Here is a 16882-nt window from a genome sequence, read left to right on the forward strand (position 1 = left end):
TTCTGAATTATCGTTGATATATAAAAGTTTTTGTGCTGAGAGATTGTGGTTGTCCTGTTCATTCTGATAGATGAATATACAGGACATCTGAGATGCCTCTTTAAGGTTTTCCATCTCTTGATACAGGGCTTTCATCCAGTCTGACTGCTGTAAAAAGTTGTGCGACATTTCATTGATGGCATGAAGTATGTTCTGCTGTCTTCGGATCTCTCGATTGATCTTTCTTTTTTCTATCACTTCACTGTATAGCTGTTGTATGGTCTTTGAAAAACTTTTGGATGCAAATGGCTTTGAAAGGAACTGGTTGACACCAAGCTCGATCGCTTTCAGAAGAATATCCCGTTTTTCAAAGTCCGTAAAAATGGCTATTTTGACATGCTCGTCCAGCTTTCTTATCTCCTCGGCCATCTCCAGACCGTTCATATGCGGCATGTTGATATCTGAGAGAATAATATCCGGTCGGTGTTCTTTAAAAAGCCTGAGCCCCTCCAGGCCATCAGAGGCCGTAATGATATTGTCTGTATAGGCATACAGCATATGATTGAGTATAGAGGTAGTGGTTTTGTCATCGTCTACGATAAGTATAGTTAATTTTTCCATATTTCCAATTCTAATCCCTTATTTCTAATTCTAAGTAGAAAATGCTTTGACTTTCATGAAAAGATATGAGAGGAGCAAATATAGCGCTTCAACTGATTTAGAATACTCTTTTACTATAATGGCACAATAAAATATAAAGAAACAATAATGAAAGATAAAGTATTCAATAAGCCCATAGAGAAGAAGTTTGAATTCGATGAAGCAGTGGCTTCTGTTTTTGATGACATGTTGAGTCGTTCGGTACCTTTTTATGACGAGGTACGAAAGCTGATCATCTCTTTGATACTTGCAGAACAGGAAGAGGGGAAAAAAGTCCTTGATCTCGGCTCCTCTACCGCAAAGTTCCTGTTGGACCTCCACAGCAAAATGGATGTGAAAATGCACCTCAAAGGGCTTGATAATTCGCAGGCCATGCTGGACAGGGCAGCACAGAAATGTCAGGCCTTTGGCGCAGATATTGAGCTCGAACTGGCCGATATGCTGACCTATACGTACAGCGAGGAAGATATCATTGTCGCAAACTATACACTGCAGTTCATCCGACCCCTGCAGCGTATAGAACTGCTGAAAAAGCTCTATCAGGGGCTGAAAGAGGATGGACTCTTTATCTTTTCCGAGAAAGTGGTCTTTGCAGACAAAAAACTGGACAAAGAGATGATAGATATCTATTATGCGTACAAAAAAGAGCAGGGGTACAGCGAATACGAGATAGCACAGAAGCGCGAAGCCCTGGAAAATGTCCTCGTTCCTTTCACGATCAAAGAGAATATACAGATGTGCAAAGATGCAGGATTCAAACAGGTAGAAACGATTTTTCAGTGGGCAAATTTTGTGACTTTTGTAGTGAAAAAGTAAATCTTATTTTAATTATATACAAAAGTTATTCACTTCTCTTTCACAGGGGTGAATAACCCAAACATCTTCTTTTCATCTTTTTTAGCTATAATCATCCAATTTATTTTTTAAGGATCATGTATGAGTTGGACACCTAGTAGTTGGAGAGCATTTCCCATAAAGCAGCAGCCAACATACCAAGACCAAGAACTTCTTAAAAAAGTGGAAGAAGAACTGGGTTCCTACCCACCGCTGATATTTGCGGGTGAGGCAAGAAAACTGAAAGAACAACTTGCACGCGCCGGACGTGGCGAAGCCTTTCTGCTTCAGGGTGGGGATTGTGCCGAGAGCTTCTCGGATTTTAGTGCAGGCACTATCAAAAACCTTTTCAAACTGATGCTTCAGATGAACATGGTGTTCATGTATGGTACAGGGAAACCTGTGATAAAAGTGGGGCGTATCGCAGGACAGTTCGCAAAGCCCAGATCTTCTGATTTTGAAGAGGTGGACGGTGTAAGTCTGCCAAGCTACCGCGGAGATATTATCAACAGTATCGAATTTGATGAAGCAGCAAGGGTACCGAATCCTAAAAACATGCTCAAAGCCTATAATCAGTCTGCTGCGACACTCAACCTGTTACGCGCATTTTCAAGAGGGGGCTTGGCAGATCTCAAGAAGGTACACCAGTGGAACCTGGACTTCATTAAAGACAATCCGCTTGGGAAGCGTTATGATGAGCTCAGTACCAAGATCGACCATGCGATGAAGTTTATGGCGGCATGCGGTCTTGACAGTGACACCATACCGCAGTTACACCAAACGACACTCTATACTTCACATGAAGCACTGCTGCTCAATTACGAAGAGGCACTGACCAGACAAGATTCTGAGACAGGCGAATGGTATGACTGTTCAGCACATATGTTGTGGATAGGTGACAGAACCAGAGACCTGAAGGAAGCCCATATCGAATACTTCAGGGGTATTCAGAACCCTATCGGCTGTAAGGTCGGGCCGACGATGGGAGAAGATGAGCTGATAGAGCTTATCGATGCGCTCAACCCCAAGAACGAAGAGGGAAGATTGAACCTTATCGTCCGTATGGGTGCAAGCAAGATCAGAGAGTATTTCCCGAAACTGCTCAAGCGTGTAAGAGATGAAGGGAAAAATGTGGTATGGTCCTGTGACCCTATGCACGGGAATGTTGAAAAGAGCTCCACAGGATTCAAGACCAGAGATTTTGACAACATTCTTTCAGAGGTACAGCAGTTCTTTGCGATCCATGAAGAGATGGGAACTGTCGCGGCAGGTATCCACCTGGAGATGACAGGAAACGATGTGACCGAGTGTACTGGTAGTACCTCTTGTGCGATCACAGCAGAAGGGCTGGCAAGCCGTTACCACACGCAGTGTGATCCGAGACTGAATGCATCTCAGGCTTTAGAGCTTGCCTTTATGCTTTCAGACACGGAATCTGAATAATCTTATACTACCGTGAAGATGTTCTTTCCATCTTCATAGGTATAGCGTAACTCCATTTGGTGTATATCCAAGATACTTTTTACGATATAAAGCCCCAATCCCAATCCTCTTTTAGAGGCATGGAAAGGTTTGAAGTAGTTCTCCAAAGGTTCTGGCAGGGCTTCCCCTTTGTTTGTGATCTTTAATGTCCTGTTGTCAATGACCACGGTGATGTGCTTGTCTGTGCTGTACTTGATGCCGTTGTCAAGCAGATTCTTGATCACCAGGGTAAAGAGTTCAAAGTCCGCATCTAGCGTGTAGTCTTTTTTGACCTCCACAGTGATGTAATGCTTTGGATTTTCTATCATCAGCATATCTTCACTGGCTTCAAGCAGGTCACTCATTCTATAAGGCTTGATCGTAAGATCGAAGTTCTTGGAAGTGATCTTTTCGATCTTCGCAAATTCGTCTATCAGGAGATTGAGCCTTTCAAAGATACTGTGCATACGGGCTTTATTTTTTTCATCCACAAGCATTTCACTGACCAGTCTCCCTTTGGCAATGGGTGTCTTGAGCTCATGCATGATCGCACGTAAAAAGAGCTGGCGTGCATGCAGGAGTTCACGTATCATCGTCACCGCATGATCGAATTCATTGGCGACCTCCGCTATCTCATCCTTTTTGTCGCTTTTACACTCTATGTCCAGGTTTCCCTGAGAGAATGTCTTTATCTGGCTTTTGAGCTTGGAAAGGGGATTTAAACTTTTCATGATCCATAAATACAACACAATGATCAGAAGAAAGACCGTCGAGAAAATAAGTGCACGCTTGAGAGGAAACTTCGGTTTATTTTTGTTTTCAAGTATCAGCTTGAATCTGTCATTGTTGATGATGATGATACGTTTGAGATGGAACGTATCGACGGCATACCGTTTCAGTTCGCCTTTCTCTTTAAAAAAACGCTCGATCTGAACGACCATCCCCTTATCGGTGATCAGTGAGACATTCTGCGCCTCAAGATAGGCCTCATCTATCTTTCCATATTTCAAATAATAGTTATAGAGATAGTGTGAGATGGCCTGCTCCTGTGCGACATTCCTCTCTTCGGTGATCGCATGGTCGTACTTGATGGAAAATATGAAGAGTGCACCCAATAGAAGCAGTGTGATGGCAAAGACAACCCTTATTTTACTGCGCAGTGAAGTAATGATCATACGAGCTTATAGCCTACACCGCGAACGGCCTGTATACGTTTGTTGTCACCGAGTTTCGTACGTATCTTCGATATGATCACATCCAGACTCTTTCCTTGCGAGTCCATGCTCATAGCGGCTGATGCATTGATGATCTGTTCACGTGACTGGGTAATGCCCTGGTGTTTGACAAGCAAAGAGAGGACTTCAAATTCAGCAGGGGTCAAAGTGAGCGGCTCCTCTTTAAAGTAGATGGTATCCCCCTTCACTTCAAAGTCACTTTTGGGAGCAGTGATCTGGCCGCTGCTTGACTTGGAGTAGCGTCTTAACAGAGAAGTGATGCGGGCATACATCTCTTTGGGGTCATAGGGTTTGGGGAGATAGTCGTCCGCACCCAAAGCCAAACCTTCCACCTTATCATTGATATCCGAACGTGCTGAAGAGATGATGATAGGGATATCGTACTTTTCCACGACCTCTTTACAGACTTCCAGACCGTCCATACCGGGGAGTGTAAGATCCAGGATCAGCAGGTCATACTTTTTCACACCGGCACTGAGACCCAGGTAGGGATCTTCAAAATTGGTGACTTTCATGTCGTATTGGGCAAGATATTCAGTCAGAAGTTCCGCAAATTCCGCATCATCTTCGATCATCAATATATTAATCATCTACTACCTCATCGTTTATCTTATAGATTTATTTTAGTGACTAAAGGTTAATTGAAGTCAAATAGCCTAGTCGAAACCATTCGGGGGAAGCTCCAGTTTCTCCCATTCCAGTTTTCCCCAGTCTTTCAGATCGTTTTGCAGTGTCTCCAGTGTTTTATCTGTATGGCAGCTGAAACAGGCATTGGTCTCTGCAGGCATTCCATAGGCTTTGGTTTGTGCAGGGTAGGTAAAGGAGAAGAGATGTGAACGTACCGTAAATGGCGACCTGCTCGTATGTTTGGCGGTTTTGGGCATATGACACTCTATGCACAGAGAGCCTTTGGAGTCGGCTTCATGGTGTGTGTGTTCTTCCAGTGTCCCCTGGTGCGGCCCGATGATGGACCCAAAGGTATGACACTTCATGCAGGCATCATTCCCTTCAGAAGTTTGCGCGGTATTGGTCAGTTTATGCGGATCATGGCAATTGATACAAGTGATACCGTGCCGGTACATGCTATCATGGATATACTCATTTCCCTGGGTCCTGTTCTTCTTCGCTGCACCATTGGCCCAAAACTCTTCTGTCTCTTCGCCCAAGGCAAAAGGCGCTGGGAGCTTATAGCTTATCAGCGGTTTGCCCGGTTCATAGCCATCGGGAAAATCTGTGGCATCCATCCAGAGGTCCTTCATCCGGATCCTCTGTGTCTCAATGCGTTTGTCCCGATTTCTCATATGGCACTGAAAACAGACCTCATTGGTACGGATAGGATCGGTGAGACTGGCTTTAAAGATGTCATTGTCCGGATCTTTGGCATGCTGACTTCCCGGGCCATGACAGCTTTCGCAGGAGATGGAAGGTTCTATACGCTCTGCCGTTGCCATGTATCCGGTAAAGTGGCAGCCGTCACAGGTATTGGATGTGGGAAATGCCTTGTTATCGTGTGGGTATGACTCTTTGTACCAGTCGTCATAGGGTCTGTATGTCTGCCATTGCCTGGTCTCAACATTCCACTGGTAATTTCCCAGTCTAAAGTCCTCCTTGCCGTTGATGGTGGCAGGGACCATATAGCGCTGCTTGAACTTGCTCCCTACCGTGTAGACAGCCTGGGCCAATGTAAAGTCAGCATCCTTGGGCAACTGGGAAAAGTCTGCTACAACAGCAGAAGGGTCCTGTTGGATGTTCTGTATCATTTTGGAGTGCAGCGAGTCTTCCCAGGCATGTGCTTCACTTTTATGGCACTTTTTGCACGTTTGCGAACCGACAAAATGGGCACCCTGCTGTTCTCTGGGCTGAAGGTCAAGATTCAGACCGACACGTACGGTCGTAAGTTGCGTATAGTAGGGGGTGATCTTGGGAAGGTTCATCCAGATAATCCCCGCAATGACCACTACCAAAAGTATGCAGATTGCGAGGATCTTTTTCATAGTATCAATGCCTTTTGCATATGCTGCTTGATGGCATTAAAGGTATAGGCATGCCCGGTGAAATACTCAAAGGCGATAATGCCCTGGTAGAGCAGCATGTCGCTTCCGTCTTTGGTAGGCTTCTGATAGGTTCTTGCAAGTTTTAAAAACGGGGTCTCTTTCCCATAGATGACATCGACACAGGCCTTGGCCGAAGGGATCACCTTTTCGAGTATATCAGAGGGACAGGGAAGTGCATCATCTTCAAGTCCCGCGGAGGTCATATTGATGATGAGGTCATAGGCCCGGGGGACAAAATCATCAAAAGTATAGGTCTGGAAGCCATGCTCCTGAAAGTAGGTGAGCCTTCCTCCGCTCCGGTTCAGGATAGCGACATCATACCCAGCCTCCTTGAGTAGGATGGCGGTAGACTTTGCAGTCCCTCCGGCACCTAAAAAGAGTACCGTTTTTACAGCGTCGAATTCTGAGATCGCCTTTAAAAAACCGGGCGCATCTGTATTGTAGCCATAGAGTTTGCCCTCTTTTTCCACGATGGTGTTGACCGCACCTACCTTTTGTGCAAAGGGATCCAGTACATCACATGCTTCATAGGCATCTTCTTTATGGGGGACGGTAACATTGACACCTTTAAGTTTGAGATCAAAAAAAGTCTCTTTGAGCCTTGAGCCGTCTTCAAGCAGATAGCGGGCATAACATCCGTCAAATCCCAATTTCTCAAACGCGAGATTATGCATCAAGGGAGATTTGGAGTGGGAGACAGGATTTCCGAAGATGGCAAAGAGTGTTTTGCTCATCTTTAGAGTGTTTCCATTTCTTTCAGCGTAGAGAGCAGCGCACCGAGCTTGTTTTTCACTTCCAGGTATTCCAGTTCCGGTTTCGAGTCCGCTACGACACCCGCACCGGCCTGCAGGGTGATACTGTCGGGTTTGATGAGCGAGGTACGTATGGCGATGGCCGAGTCCATATTGCCGTCAAATGAGAAATACCCGACCGAACCGGAATAGAAACCGCGCTTGAGCCCTTCATACTGGGCGATGAGCTTCATCGCTTCTATTTTGGGGGCGCCGGTCATCGTCCCAGCGGTAAAGGTCGCGGCGAACAGGTCGAACATATCTTTATCCTCTTCCAGTACCGCTTCCACATCCGATACCATATGCATCACATGGGAGTATTTTTCGACACGCATCATGTCGGTCACTTTCACCGTACCGGTCTTTGCCACACGGCCGACATCATTGCGTCCCAGGTCTATCAGCATCAGGTGCTCGGCACACTCTTTGGGGTCATGCAGCATTTCTTGTTCGAGCTCTTTGTCGCGTGCTTTATTTTTGCCGCGTTTGCGTGTACCCGCGATCGGACGCAAGAGTATCTCACCGTCCGTCAGACGCACCATGACTTCCGGGGAAGAGCCACAGATGGAAAAATCTTCATAGTCCAGCAGGAAGAGGTAGGGAGAAGGGTTTTTGGAACGGAGTATCCGATAAAAACTCAACGGGTCCACCTGGCCTTTCTGTGTGTACCTGTTGGCCAGCAGTATTTGGAAAATATCCCCGGCACGTATGTTTTCTTTTGATTCTACCACCAGCTCCTTGAAACGGGCTTCGTCTATACTGAAAGTACCTTCGCCTTCAAGTTTTACCGCTTTAAGCGGCATGGGGGTACAGCTGTTCTGCAGGATATCCTCTATAGCGCTTATCCCGGATGCCATAGTGTCATCATTGAGGATCATCGTGAGCTTTGCACTTTTGTGCGAATAGGCGATAATGATCTTGGGACGTACCAGATCGAGATCAGGCGTATCAAGCGGATCGAGCAGCTTGTCCATACTCTTTTCCAGTACAGGTTCAAATACCTTTACCATGTCATAGGCGATGAAACCTATAAACCCATCGACAAAAGAGAATCCTACTTCTGAAGCTTTTTCCTTGTAAGCATCCTTGTCAACCTGGCGGTAATAGTTTTTTAAAAAGCTGAAAGGGTCTTCTTCCAATATCCTGCTTTCACCGCTTTGATCCGTATAGGTACTTTTTTTATCTTTATATCTGAGACGTTCCTGTGCACCGATGGTAATGAAAGAGAAGTTGCCTTCGCTGGTATTGACCACACTTTCAAAAAGCATGGTGATCTCATCGGGGAAGAGCTCTTTTATCTTACCATACAGCGCAACAGGCGTCAGTTGATCAAAAAGTATTGTTTTGTGCATTTTGATTTACCTTTTTACTACTTTACAACTATAAAAGCACGCTTCATGACACGGTCTCTTACAAGTACAAGTGCACGGTTGGCAGAGGCCTGGTCATTGTAGGGACCGACGAGCAAATGTTTCAGGTTGTTCGCGTTAGGTGCTGTCATATGATAGTTCAGCCCATTGTTCTTGATGATCGCCAAAAATTGTTTGCTGGGCTGCTTTTTAAAGGCACCTACCTGTATATAGTATCTCTTGGCAGATACTGCAGCGGGAACAGGTTTGGCAGCGGCAGGCTTTTGACGAGCAGGTGCCGGTGTTTTCTTAGGCTGGGCAGGTTCTGTGGCCTGCACAGATCTTGCGGCGGTCTTGGCTGCTTTTTGCTCTGCATCCGCTTTGGCTGCTTCTGCCGCTTTTCTCTGTTCCTGCACCGATTCCCAGTAGGCTATGTCAGCGGCATCCTTTTCACTGAGTGCTGTTTCTTTGCTTGAAGCCGCAGGGGCTTCTGCCACTTCAGGTCCAGCGGTCGGCAGTCTCAGCTCAGGAGCAGTTTCCTCTTTTTGGATGGCTGCTTCCGGTCTGTCTGTCTGGTCTGCGGGTGCTTTGATCCCGCTTTCAGCGACAGTGGAAAGCGATGGCGCTTTCTCTGGTTCAGGTACATTGGCCGGTTCTTTGAGCTTCAGCTCGGGCGCTATCATTTCTGTGGTATCCTCTTCAAAAGCAAGATCACTGTTGTCCGGCGTTTTGAGTAACGTTTTGGTAAAGATGATCGCCACGATCAACACAACGATCAGCAGTGCGATAATGGTTAAAAGGCTTTTCGTTTTACGGTATTTAGGTTCAACATTTTCGATAATCAGGTCATCAAGATTGTGGTCATGCATAAGAAGGAAATCTCCAGATATAATTTTACATTGATTATATCATATTTAGATATATTATTTAAATCCTAAAATGTATTATAGGGTAGCGTGACGATATTATAGGCTTCGGGAAGGGCTGCGGAAGGCAGACATTTCCATTTTTTGGTCATTTTTTCTTTGAGCGCATCTGAAAGTGTTTGTAGCTGTGCATCTGCTTCCTCCAAAGTCAACTGTTCGACTTTGATAAATACCTGCACTCTTTCCTCATCTTTCCCCTGGTAGATATAGAAGTCAGAAAGCTGCATGGTCTTGAACAAGTGCCTGACCAGATGGCGAAATCTTTTGTGCTCTTCCCCCTTATACTCAATGACAAGATAGTTGGTACGGTTATTTTTCAGCAATGGTGCAGCGATAACGAATTGCCTGTTTCGGTGCTGTTCGAACAGCAGGGGGGTCAGCGGTTCATCGATACGTTCGAACTTGGCATAAAAGGTACGGTTATCGAACTGTATCTGCTCGACGATCGTGTTGCGTTTGATGTAGTAGTGGGTATCAAAAAGCTCAAGGTCAAATATTTTCAACTATTTCACCTCAAGCGTGGGAGTGTGATCAACGCCGCCAGCCCCATAAGCTGAGAGCTGAAGTAAACGCAGCGGTAGTGCGGTAACCTTTTGGACTTTATGCAAAAGGTCTCCTGTTAATAGATGGCTTTGTCATAGATCACAAAATCTTGTGCCAGTGCTTTCATCTCTTCTTTGATCTTCGCATGTAGTGCCGCGTCATTGATATTGTCCAGTACATCAGCGATTTTGTTCGCGATCAGCTCAAACTCTTTCTCTTTCATACCTCTGCTTGTAAGCGCAGGAGAACCGATACGTACACCCGAAGTGACGAACGGGCTTCTGGTCTCACCCGGAACCGTGTTCTTGTTGACCGTGATACCTGCCGCACCCAGTGCAGCATCCGCATCTTTACCGGAGAAATCTTTGTTCAGGAATGAAAGAAGCACCAGGTGGTTGTCCGTACCGTCAGATACGACATCATAACCTCTCTTCATCAGTACGTCCGCCAGTACTTTTGCGTTGGCTTTGACCTGCTTTGCATAGACCTTCCATGCATCACTGAGGTTGTGTTTGAATCCTACAGCTTTTGCCGCGATGACGTGCACAAGCGGCCCGCCCTGAAGTCCGGGGAATATCGCTGAATTGATCTTTTTGGCGATCTCTTCGTCATTGGTCATGATCATACCGCCACGAGGACCAGCAAGCGTTTTGTGCGTGGTCGTGGTCACGACATCCGCATAAGGGAACGGGCTGGGGTGTTCGCCGGCACATACCAGACCTGCGATGTGGGCAATATCGGCAAACAAGATAGCACCTACGGCATCGGCGATCTCTCTGAACTTTTTAAAGTCTATCTCTCTGGCATAGGCAGAGGCACCACATACGATGATCTTTGGCTGTACGATCTGAGCGATCTCCAGTACTTTGTCATAGTTGATACGACCGTCAAGCTCCACACCGTAGGTGAAGCTCTGGTAGTTCTTACCGGAGAAGCTAGGCTTGGATCCATGTGTAAGATGTCCCCCGTGGCTAAGGTCCATACCAAGGATCTTCTCTCCGGCTTTAAGGAGCGCCGCATAGACAGCACCATTCGCCTGAGATCCTGAATGCGGTTGTACATTCGCATAGTTACACCCAAAAAGCTCGCAGGCTCTGTCTATGGCAAGCTGTTCCACGACGTCGGCATATTCACATCCGCCATAGTATCTTTTATTGGGATACCCTTCTGCATATTTGTTCGTAAAAACCGAACCCATCGCTTCCATCACCGCAGGGATGGTAAAGTTTTCAGAAGCGATCATCTCCAGGTGATCGGTTTGTCTTTTTCTCTCATTTTCAATCGCTTGAAAAATCTCCGGGTCAAAAGTTTCTATGGCATATGACATAATGTTTCCTTCTAGGTTTATTGGTGAATTTATATCCAAAAATTACTTTTATTTAGCAGTACTTCTCTCTTTGCAGGCTGCAACATCGATGCAGAACATCCCTTTGCCCTTCTTGGCAGGTTTGAGTTCTTCCGCAACATCATGTCCGCACTTTTTGCAGATACTCTCTATGTCGCACAGCGGCTGCAGCTCAGGCCTCGGTACTTCAGGCTTCATGGCAGGGAAGAGCAGGACGTCACGTATACTGTGCTGGTTCGTCAGCATCATGACAAGCCGGTCGATCCCTATACCTTCACCCGCAGTCGGGGTCATACCGTAGCTGAGCGCTTTGACATAGTCGGTATCCATATGCATCGCCTCATCATCATTGGTCGCTTCCTTTGCATCCACCTGCCCCTTGAACCTTTCATATTGGTCTATCGGGTCATTCAGTTCCGAGAAGCCGTTGGCGATCTCTTTGCCTGCCATGAAAAGTTCAAAACGCTCCGCGATGTCCGGGTTTTCATCCGATCTTCTTGCAAGCGGTGAGATATCGACCGGGAAATCAGTGATATAGGTAGGATTGATCAGCTTGCCTTCCACAAACTCATCAAAGAGTTCCGCCTGCAGGTACCCGAGAGTAAGGTTGGCGTCTACTTTGACATTATGGGCTGCAAGATAGGCCAGGGCTTTCTCTTTGTCTGTAGCAACCTCTGCAGGTACACCACCAATGCTGGTGAGCGATTCTATGTAAGGTATCTTTGCAAACGGTGTGGTGAAGTCTATCTCCAGGTCGCCATACGGGAGTTTTCTCTCCAGCTTTAGGTTCTCAAAAAGGTAGTCGAACAGTGCTTCGGTGATCTCCATCAGATCGGTGTAGGTTTTGTAGGCCCAGTAGAACTCTATCATCGTGAACTCGGGGTTGTGGGTATGGTCCATCCCTTCATTTCTGAAGTTCCTGTTTATTTCAAACACCGCTTCCATACCACCGACGATCAGACGTTTGAGGTAAAGCTCAGGTGCGATACGCAGATATCGCTCCACATCCAAGGCATTATGATGGGTGATGAACGGCTTGGCATTCGCTCCGCCGGGAATAGGGTGCATCATAGGGGTTTCCACTTCCAGGAAGCTTTTTTCCTCGAAAAATCTTCTGACCAGTGAAACGATCCTGCTGCGCATCACGAAGTTCTCTTTGACCTCCGGGTTCATGATCATATCCAGGTAGCGCTGTCTGTATCTGAGCTCCTGGTCCTGCAGTCCATGGAACTTCTCAGGAAGCGGGGAGATGGCCTTTGAGACGATCCTCATCTGCTTGCAGTGCAGCGTGATCTCACCGGTCTGCGTCACAAAAGGGTAGCCTGTGGCTTCGATGATATCACCGACCTCAAAGAGTTTCTTTGCAATGTTGTTATAGAAGCCTTCAGGAAGTTCATCCCTGTTGTAATAGATCTGCACCAGCCCTTCGGCATCTTCTATCTTGGCAAAAGCGGCCTTCCCCATGATACGGATAAATTTGAGTCTTCCTGTCAGCGAGTAGGTTCTGCTTTCGTCTTTTTTCTCCTCGGCCTCTTGCGCTTTGATATAAGCACACTCTTCTAAAAATGTTGTAGAGGGTGTTCCCTTTTCGATCTGATTGGGGTAGGGGTTGATGCCCTCTTCTCTTAGTTTTTCTGCTTTTTTAATGCGTTCTTGAATATATTGATTTTCAAATATCAAGCGGTCTCCTGTATTGTAATATAAGTTCGATGTAGTCTTTGGATTATTGGCAATCTTCACAAAGTCCGACGATCTTCATCGTATGGTCGGTCATGTGGAAATTGAACTTTTTGGCTATCTCTTCCTGTCTTGCTTCCATCGTCTCATCGTAAAACTCGATGATCTTTCCGCACTTGCTGCAAATAAGATGGTCATGGTGTTTCTTGAGCCCAAGTTCATATTTTTTCCCCTGTACCCCAAATGAGATGGAACTGGCGATCTCTGCTGTCTCCAGCAGAGAAAGCGTACGATAGACGGTTGCTATGCCGATATTGATTTCGGGATGCTGCTGCTTCAGCAATGTATAGATGTCCTCGGGAGTAAAATGCCCCTCATTTTCGTACAGAAACTTGAGAACAAGCTCTCTTTGTTTCGTGAACTTAAGTGTGTTCTCTTTTAAAAGTGTTTGAAACTTTTCTAAAAGTGAGGGATAGGTGATCATACTGGACCTTGCTTTTTTATTGCACTACTGTTGGAGCGGTAGTATTATTTTCAGTGCCGGAAGCATTGTTGTCAGGGGAAGTAACGACTTCTGTCACTTCAGACGTCGTCAATCCCAACTCAGAGGTATCCAGATTGATAAGGTAGGAACCTGCTTCCTTGAGATAAGGGTAGAGTACGGAGTCTTCCACATATTTCTCAAGGTTGTCTTTGATGAGCGTTACATTCGAGAGTGCTGTAACGATCAGTGCAAAGATTAGAAAATATTTTCCTCCTCCTACGATGAAACCAAAAAGACGGTTCAAAAACCCCAGTCCGCTCTCACTGGTAAGTTTTGAAAATATAGCTCCAAGCATTGTGGCACCCGTCCAAACGAGTATCAAAATGGCCATAAAGCCGATCAGTTTGAGCAATGCCGCATTTTCAAGATGTAAAAAGTTGGTATCAATAAAGTCTGCCGCTTTCTCAGACAGTCTGGATGCGAAGTAGACACCCGCTACAAGTCCCAGAAGACCAAAAACCTCTTTGATAAATCCTTGCATAAATCCTTTGATACCCAATATCAGTACGATAGCCGATATCGTGACATCAAAATAGTTGAAGTCCATCATTGAAAAATCCATAGTATCCCTTGCTTAAATTACTGTTGATTAACGTATTGTATCGATATATCTCTAAAAGTGCTTTTAGAGATGTATCCGGACAGATTACAATTTGGTACGTAGCTCATCCGGTCTGTTGGCATATTGAAGAGCAATATCCTTGCTGATCTTCCCGTCTCTGAGGAATTTAAGCAGTGCCTGTGTCTGTGTCTGCATCCCTGTATCTCCCTGACCCAGTTGCATTTGTGAATAGATCTGGTGTACTTTGTCTTCACGGATAAGGTTTGATATGGCATGGTTGGTCACAAGGATCTCCGAAGCGGCCACTCGTCCTCCTCCCAGTTTGGGAAGCAGTGCCTGTGCGATCACAGCCACGAGGGAAGAGGCGATCATCGCCCTGATCTGCGGTTGTTCATCTCCTGTAAATACATCGATGATACGGTTGACGGTTCCCGGTGCGGAAGAGGTGTGAAGGGTACCGAAAACAAGGTGACCGGTTTCCGCCGCGGTAAGGGCTGCCTCGATGGTCTCCTTATCCCTCATCTCCCCGATGAGTATGATATCCGGGTCTTGACGCATTGCATATTTGAGTGCTTTGGCAAAAGAAGCCGTATCTTCGCCGACCCCTCTGTGAGAGAAGACACATTTTTTGTTCTGGTGGATGAATTCCACCGGATCTTCCACGGTGATGATATGTTTTTGCTCATGCAGGTTTATCTCGTTGAGCATGGCTGCAAGCGTCGTTGACTTACCGGAACCTGTCGGCCCGGTCACGAGGATAAGCCCTTTTTCTCTTTTGATCAGTCTTTTGTACACCTCCGGTGCACCAAGATCATCCAAAGAAGGCACATCGATCGGAATGATCCTGAAGGCCGCTGCCGTATCTCCTAGCGTACGGTAAAAGTTCGCTCTGAATCGTCCTATACCAGGGAGCAGAAGTGCGAAGTCCAGTTCATCATACTCTTCAAACTGCTGTTTTTGCTTCTCTGTGATCAGTGAATAACACATCTCTTCGATATCTTCTCCGGTAAGTTTGGGAAGGTTGACAGGTTTCAGTACGCCGTCAAGTCTGATCTGCGGTTCGGTACGACTCACAAGGTGAAGGTCTGAAGCTCCGTGTGTCACGACACTCTGAAGCAGTTTTTTGATGTCAAAAGCGGCCATGTTTATCCTTTATTCATGTATTGTTATTTAGATATTGAGAGTCATTATATCCAACTATCACCCTGTTTTATACTTATTCGATGATGGCTGGTACGATAAAGAAATCATCCTTGCTTTGCGGTGCATGAGAGAGGATATCTTTGGCGATATTGTCCGGTTCTCTAGGAGTGTCTTCTCTTAAAGGGGTGCCTCCATCGAGCGTGGAGAATGTGGCATCCAGTGCAGAGGTGTCCAGCTCGTTGAGATTGTCAACGTAGGTGAGTATACCTGAGAGCTGCTCCATTACTTCTTCTTTTTTGGCATCACTTATTCTGAGATGGGAGAGTTTTTCAAGTTTGGCCAAAACGGTGTTGTCTATTTTCATATATCTGCCTCGGGTCATTAAGTTTTACAGTTGGTCTCATTATATATTAATTTAGTTTAAGATATAAACTACAGATAAAATGTCATTACTAAGGAGAGTATATGCAACAGCTATTGGATATGCAGTCAGATGAGTTCAAAGCAGAGTTGGAAAAAACCAAGAAATTTACAGATAAAGTATGCGAGAGCAAAGGATGGGTCTACAGTATCAATGAGGATGTGAATGAAGGGGTAACACTCGGACTTGCAAGACATAAGATGCTGTACGGTAAAAGATTTTGTCCGTGCTATTTGGTTGAACCTGACGAAGAGAAGCCGGGAAAATATAAAAGTACGGATGACAGGATATGCCCCTGCAAACCAGCGATAGAAAAAGAGATACCGGAGGATGGTATCTGTCACTGTCAGATCTTCTGTACACCTGAGTACAGAGCCGAGCAGGAGGCGCAAAGCAAGTCTTAACAGCAGATTATAATAATTATTGACTATAATTATTCGATTACTTTATAGCAGGAGACAATGATTTGCAGACACTATTAGAGCAACATGATATCAATTCTGAAGAACTCGAGATACTTCTTGAAGCCAGAGAAGAGGGGAAAGTGGACTTTCTTCTTGTAGACGTAAGAGAAGAGATGGAATATAACATGGGGCATATCAAAGGCGTTGACATGCTCAAACCTACGACCGCTTTTCAGGAATGGGCGCATGATCTTTTAACAGGCACAAAAGACAAAAAGGTCATCTTCACCTGTCGTACAGGCAATAGAAGTGCACAGGTGCAACAGGTCTTTATGCAGCACGGGCATACCGGTGTGATCAACCACTACGGAGGTATTGTGACCTACCAAGGTGAGATCGAACAGTAAAATGGGCAAAATACTCTATCTTCATGGTTTTGGGTCATGTGGCGAGGGCAACAAGTCCAAAGCGCTCAAAAGCTATTTCGGTGAAGGGAACGTGCTTTCACCCGATCTGCCTTACGCGCCGCTTGATGCCATTACCTACATAGATTCCCTTATCATGCACGAGGATATCGATACCCTGATAGGCTCCTCTCTAGGCGGATTTTATGCCACCTACTTTGCAGAAAAATATGCCATGAAAGCGATCCTTTTGAACCCTTCGACCCAACCGTGGAAGACACTGTCCGCCTATGTGGGGTGGCAAAAACGTTTTTGCGATGAAGAGGTGTTTGAATTCAAGTCCAGCTATATCGCGCAGTTAGAAACACTGGAAACGGAGATAAAGCACGGGACCTATCTGGTACTTTTACAAAGTGAAGATGAAGTCTTGGATTATACTAAAGCACAATCTCTCTATAATACGCACAAAGTGATCGTGGAGTATGGCGGGAACCACCGTTTTGAAAATATTGATGCCTATATGTCCATGATAGAAAAATTTAGAAAATGA

General features: G+C 45.7%; 19 protein-coding genes. 5 read left to right on the forward strand and 14 right to left on the reverse strand.

Going from position 1 to position 16882, the window contains the following annotated elements:
* Window positions 1-600: response regulator (locus tag VIM88_RS02145; RefSeq protein WP_331861239.1), on the reverse strand; the 600-nt coding region annotated here is incomplete at its 3' end.
* Window positions 601-747: 147 nt separating this feature from the next.
* Here VIM88_RS02145 and cmoA point away from each other — a divergent pair.
* Window positions 748-1455, forward strand: a complete 708-nt coding sequence (gene cmoA / locus VIM88_RS02150; RefSeq protein WP_331861240.1) for a carboxy-S-adenosyl-L-methionine synthase CmoA — start codon at window positions 748-750, stop codon at window positions 1453-1455.
* Between the two features lie 120 nt (window positions 1456-1575).
* Window positions 1576-2916, forward strand: coding sequence for a class II 3-deoxy-7-phosphoheptulonate synthase (locus VIM88_RS02155; RefSeq protein ID WP_331861241.1), 1341 nt, complete (start codon window positions 1576-1578; stop codon window positions 2914-2916).
* Window positions 2917-2918: 2 nt separating this feature from the next.
* Here the strand turns inward: VIM88_RS02155 and VIM88_RS02160 are convergent, their stop codons facing one another.
* From VIM88_RS02160 to gatC, 13 genes are all read right to left on the reverse strand, one after another.
* Window positions 2919-4109, reverse strand: a complete 1191-nt coding sequence (locus VIM88_RS02160) for an ArsS family sensor histidine kinase (protein ID WP_331861242.1) — start codon at window positions 4107-4109, stop codon at window positions 2919-2921.
* Window positions 4106-4759 carry a response regulator transcription factor gene (locus VIM88_RS02165; protein ID WP_331861243.1) on the reverse strand — a complete coding sequence of 218 codons (654 nt, stop codon included), beginning with the start codon at window positions 4757-4759 and terminating at the stop codon, window positions 4106-4108. The genes VIM88_RS02160 and VIM88_RS02165 overlap by 4 nt, the downstream gene beginning before the upstream one ends.
* Window positions 4760-4825: 66 nt before the next feature.
* On the reverse strand, window positions 4826-6163 hold the full coding sequence (locus tag VIM88_RS02170) for a multiheme c-type cytochrome (protein WP_331861244.1): 1338 nt from the start codon (window positions 6161-6163) through the stop codon (window positions 4826-4828).
* Window positions 6160-6957, reverse strand: a complete 798-nt coding sequence (locus VIM88_RS02175; RefSeq protein WP_331861245.1) for a shikimate dehydrogenase — start codon at window positions 6955-6957, stop codon at window positions 6160-6162. The genes VIM88_RS02170 and VIM88_RS02175 overlap by 4 nt, the downstream gene beginning before the upstream one ends.
* Before the next feature lie 2 nt (window positions 6958-6959).
* Entirely contained in the window at window positions 6960-8366 is a 1407-nt protein-coding gene (locus VIM88_RS02180; RefSeq protein ID WP_331861246.1) for an anthranilate synthase component I family protein, read from the reverse strand.
* 17 nt (window positions 8367-8383) lie between these two features.
* Window positions 8384-9232, reverse strand: coding sequence for an SPOR domain-containing protein (locus VIM88_RS02185; protein WP_331861247.1), 849 nt, complete (start codon window positions 9230-9232; stop codon window positions 8384-8386).
* A gap of 65 nt (window positions 9233-9297) precedes the next feature.
* The gene (locus tag VIM88_RS02190) at window positions 9298-9792 is read right to left on the reverse strand and encodes a DUF1882 domain-containing protein (RefSeq protein WP_331861248.1); all 495 of its coding nucleotides are present in this window, start codon (window positions 9790-9792) and stop codon (window positions 9298-9300) included.
* Between the two features lie 116 nt (window positions 9793-9908).
* Window positions 9909-11159, reverse strand: a complete 1251-nt coding sequence (locus tag VIM88_RS02195) for a serine hydroxymethyltransferase (protein WP_331861249.1) — start codon at window positions 11157-11159, stop codon at window positions 9909-9911.
* 48 nt (window positions 11160-11207) lie between these two features.
* Window positions 11208-12857: a lysine--tRNA ligase gene (gene lysS / locus VIM88_RS02200; RefSeq protein ID WP_331861250.1), complete on the reverse strand. Its 1650-nt coding sequence runs from the start codon at window positions 12855-12857 to the stop codon at window positions 11208-11210.
* A gap of 43 nt (window positions 12858-12900) precedes the next feature.
* Window positions 12901-13338, reverse strand: a complete 438-nt coding sequence (locus VIM88_RS02205) for a transcriptional repressor (protein WP_331861251.1) — start codon at window positions 13336-13338, stop codon at window positions 12901-12903.
* A gap of 16 nt (window positions 13339-13354) precedes the next feature.
* The gene (locus VIM88_RS02210; protein ID WP_331861252.1) at window positions 13355-13960 is read right to left on the reverse strand and encodes a CvpA family protein; all 606 of its coding nucleotides are present in this window, start codon (window positions 13958-13960) and stop codon (window positions 13355-13357) included.
* 84 nt (window positions 13961-14044) lie between these two features.
* Window positions 14045-15103 (reverse strand): type IV pilus twitching motility protein PilT, encoded by a 1059-nt coding sequence (locus tag VIM88_RS02215; protein ID WP_331861253.1) that lies wholly within the window; start codon window positions 15101-15103, stop codon window positions 14045-14047.
* 73 nt (window positions 15104-15176) lie between these two features.
* The gene (gatC, locus tag VIM88_RS02220) at window positions 15177-15467 is read right to left on the reverse strand and encodes an Asp-tRNA(Asn)/Glu-tRNA(Gln) amidotransferase subunit GatC (RefSeq protein ID WP_331861254.1); all 291 of its coding nucleotides are present in this window, start codon (window positions 15465-15467) and stop codon (window positions 15177-15179) included.
* Window positions 15468-15568: 101 nt separating this feature from the next.
* Here gatC and VIM88_RS02225 point away from each other — a divergent pair, with 101 nt between their 5' ends.
* From VIM88_RS02225 to VIM88_RS02235, 3 genes are all read left to right on the forward strand, one after another.
* Window positions 15569-15928: a ferredoxin-thioredoxin reductase catalytic domain-containing protein gene (locus tag VIM88_RS02225; RefSeq protein WP_331861255.1), complete on the forward strand. Its 360-nt coding sequence runs from the start codon at window positions 15569-15571 to the stop codon at window positions 15926-15928.
* 62 nt (window positions 15929-15990) lie between these two features.
* Window positions 15991-16335, forward strand: a complete 345-nt coding sequence (locus VIM88_RS02230) for a rhodanese-like domain-containing protein (protein WP_331861256.1) — start codon at window positions 15991-15993, stop codon at window positions 16333-16335.
* 1 nt (window position 16336) lies between these two features.
* Window positions 16337-16882, forward strand: coding sequence for a YqiA/YcfP family alpha/beta fold hydrolase (locus tag VIM88_RS02235; RefSeq protein WP_331861257.1), 546 nt, complete (start codon window positions 16337-16339; stop codon window positions 16880-16882).

It is taken from the genome of Sulfurovum sp., from assembly GCF_036568385.1.
Classification (GTDB): Bacteria; Campylobacterota; Campylobacteria; order Campylobacterales; family Sulfurovaceae; genus Sulfurovum.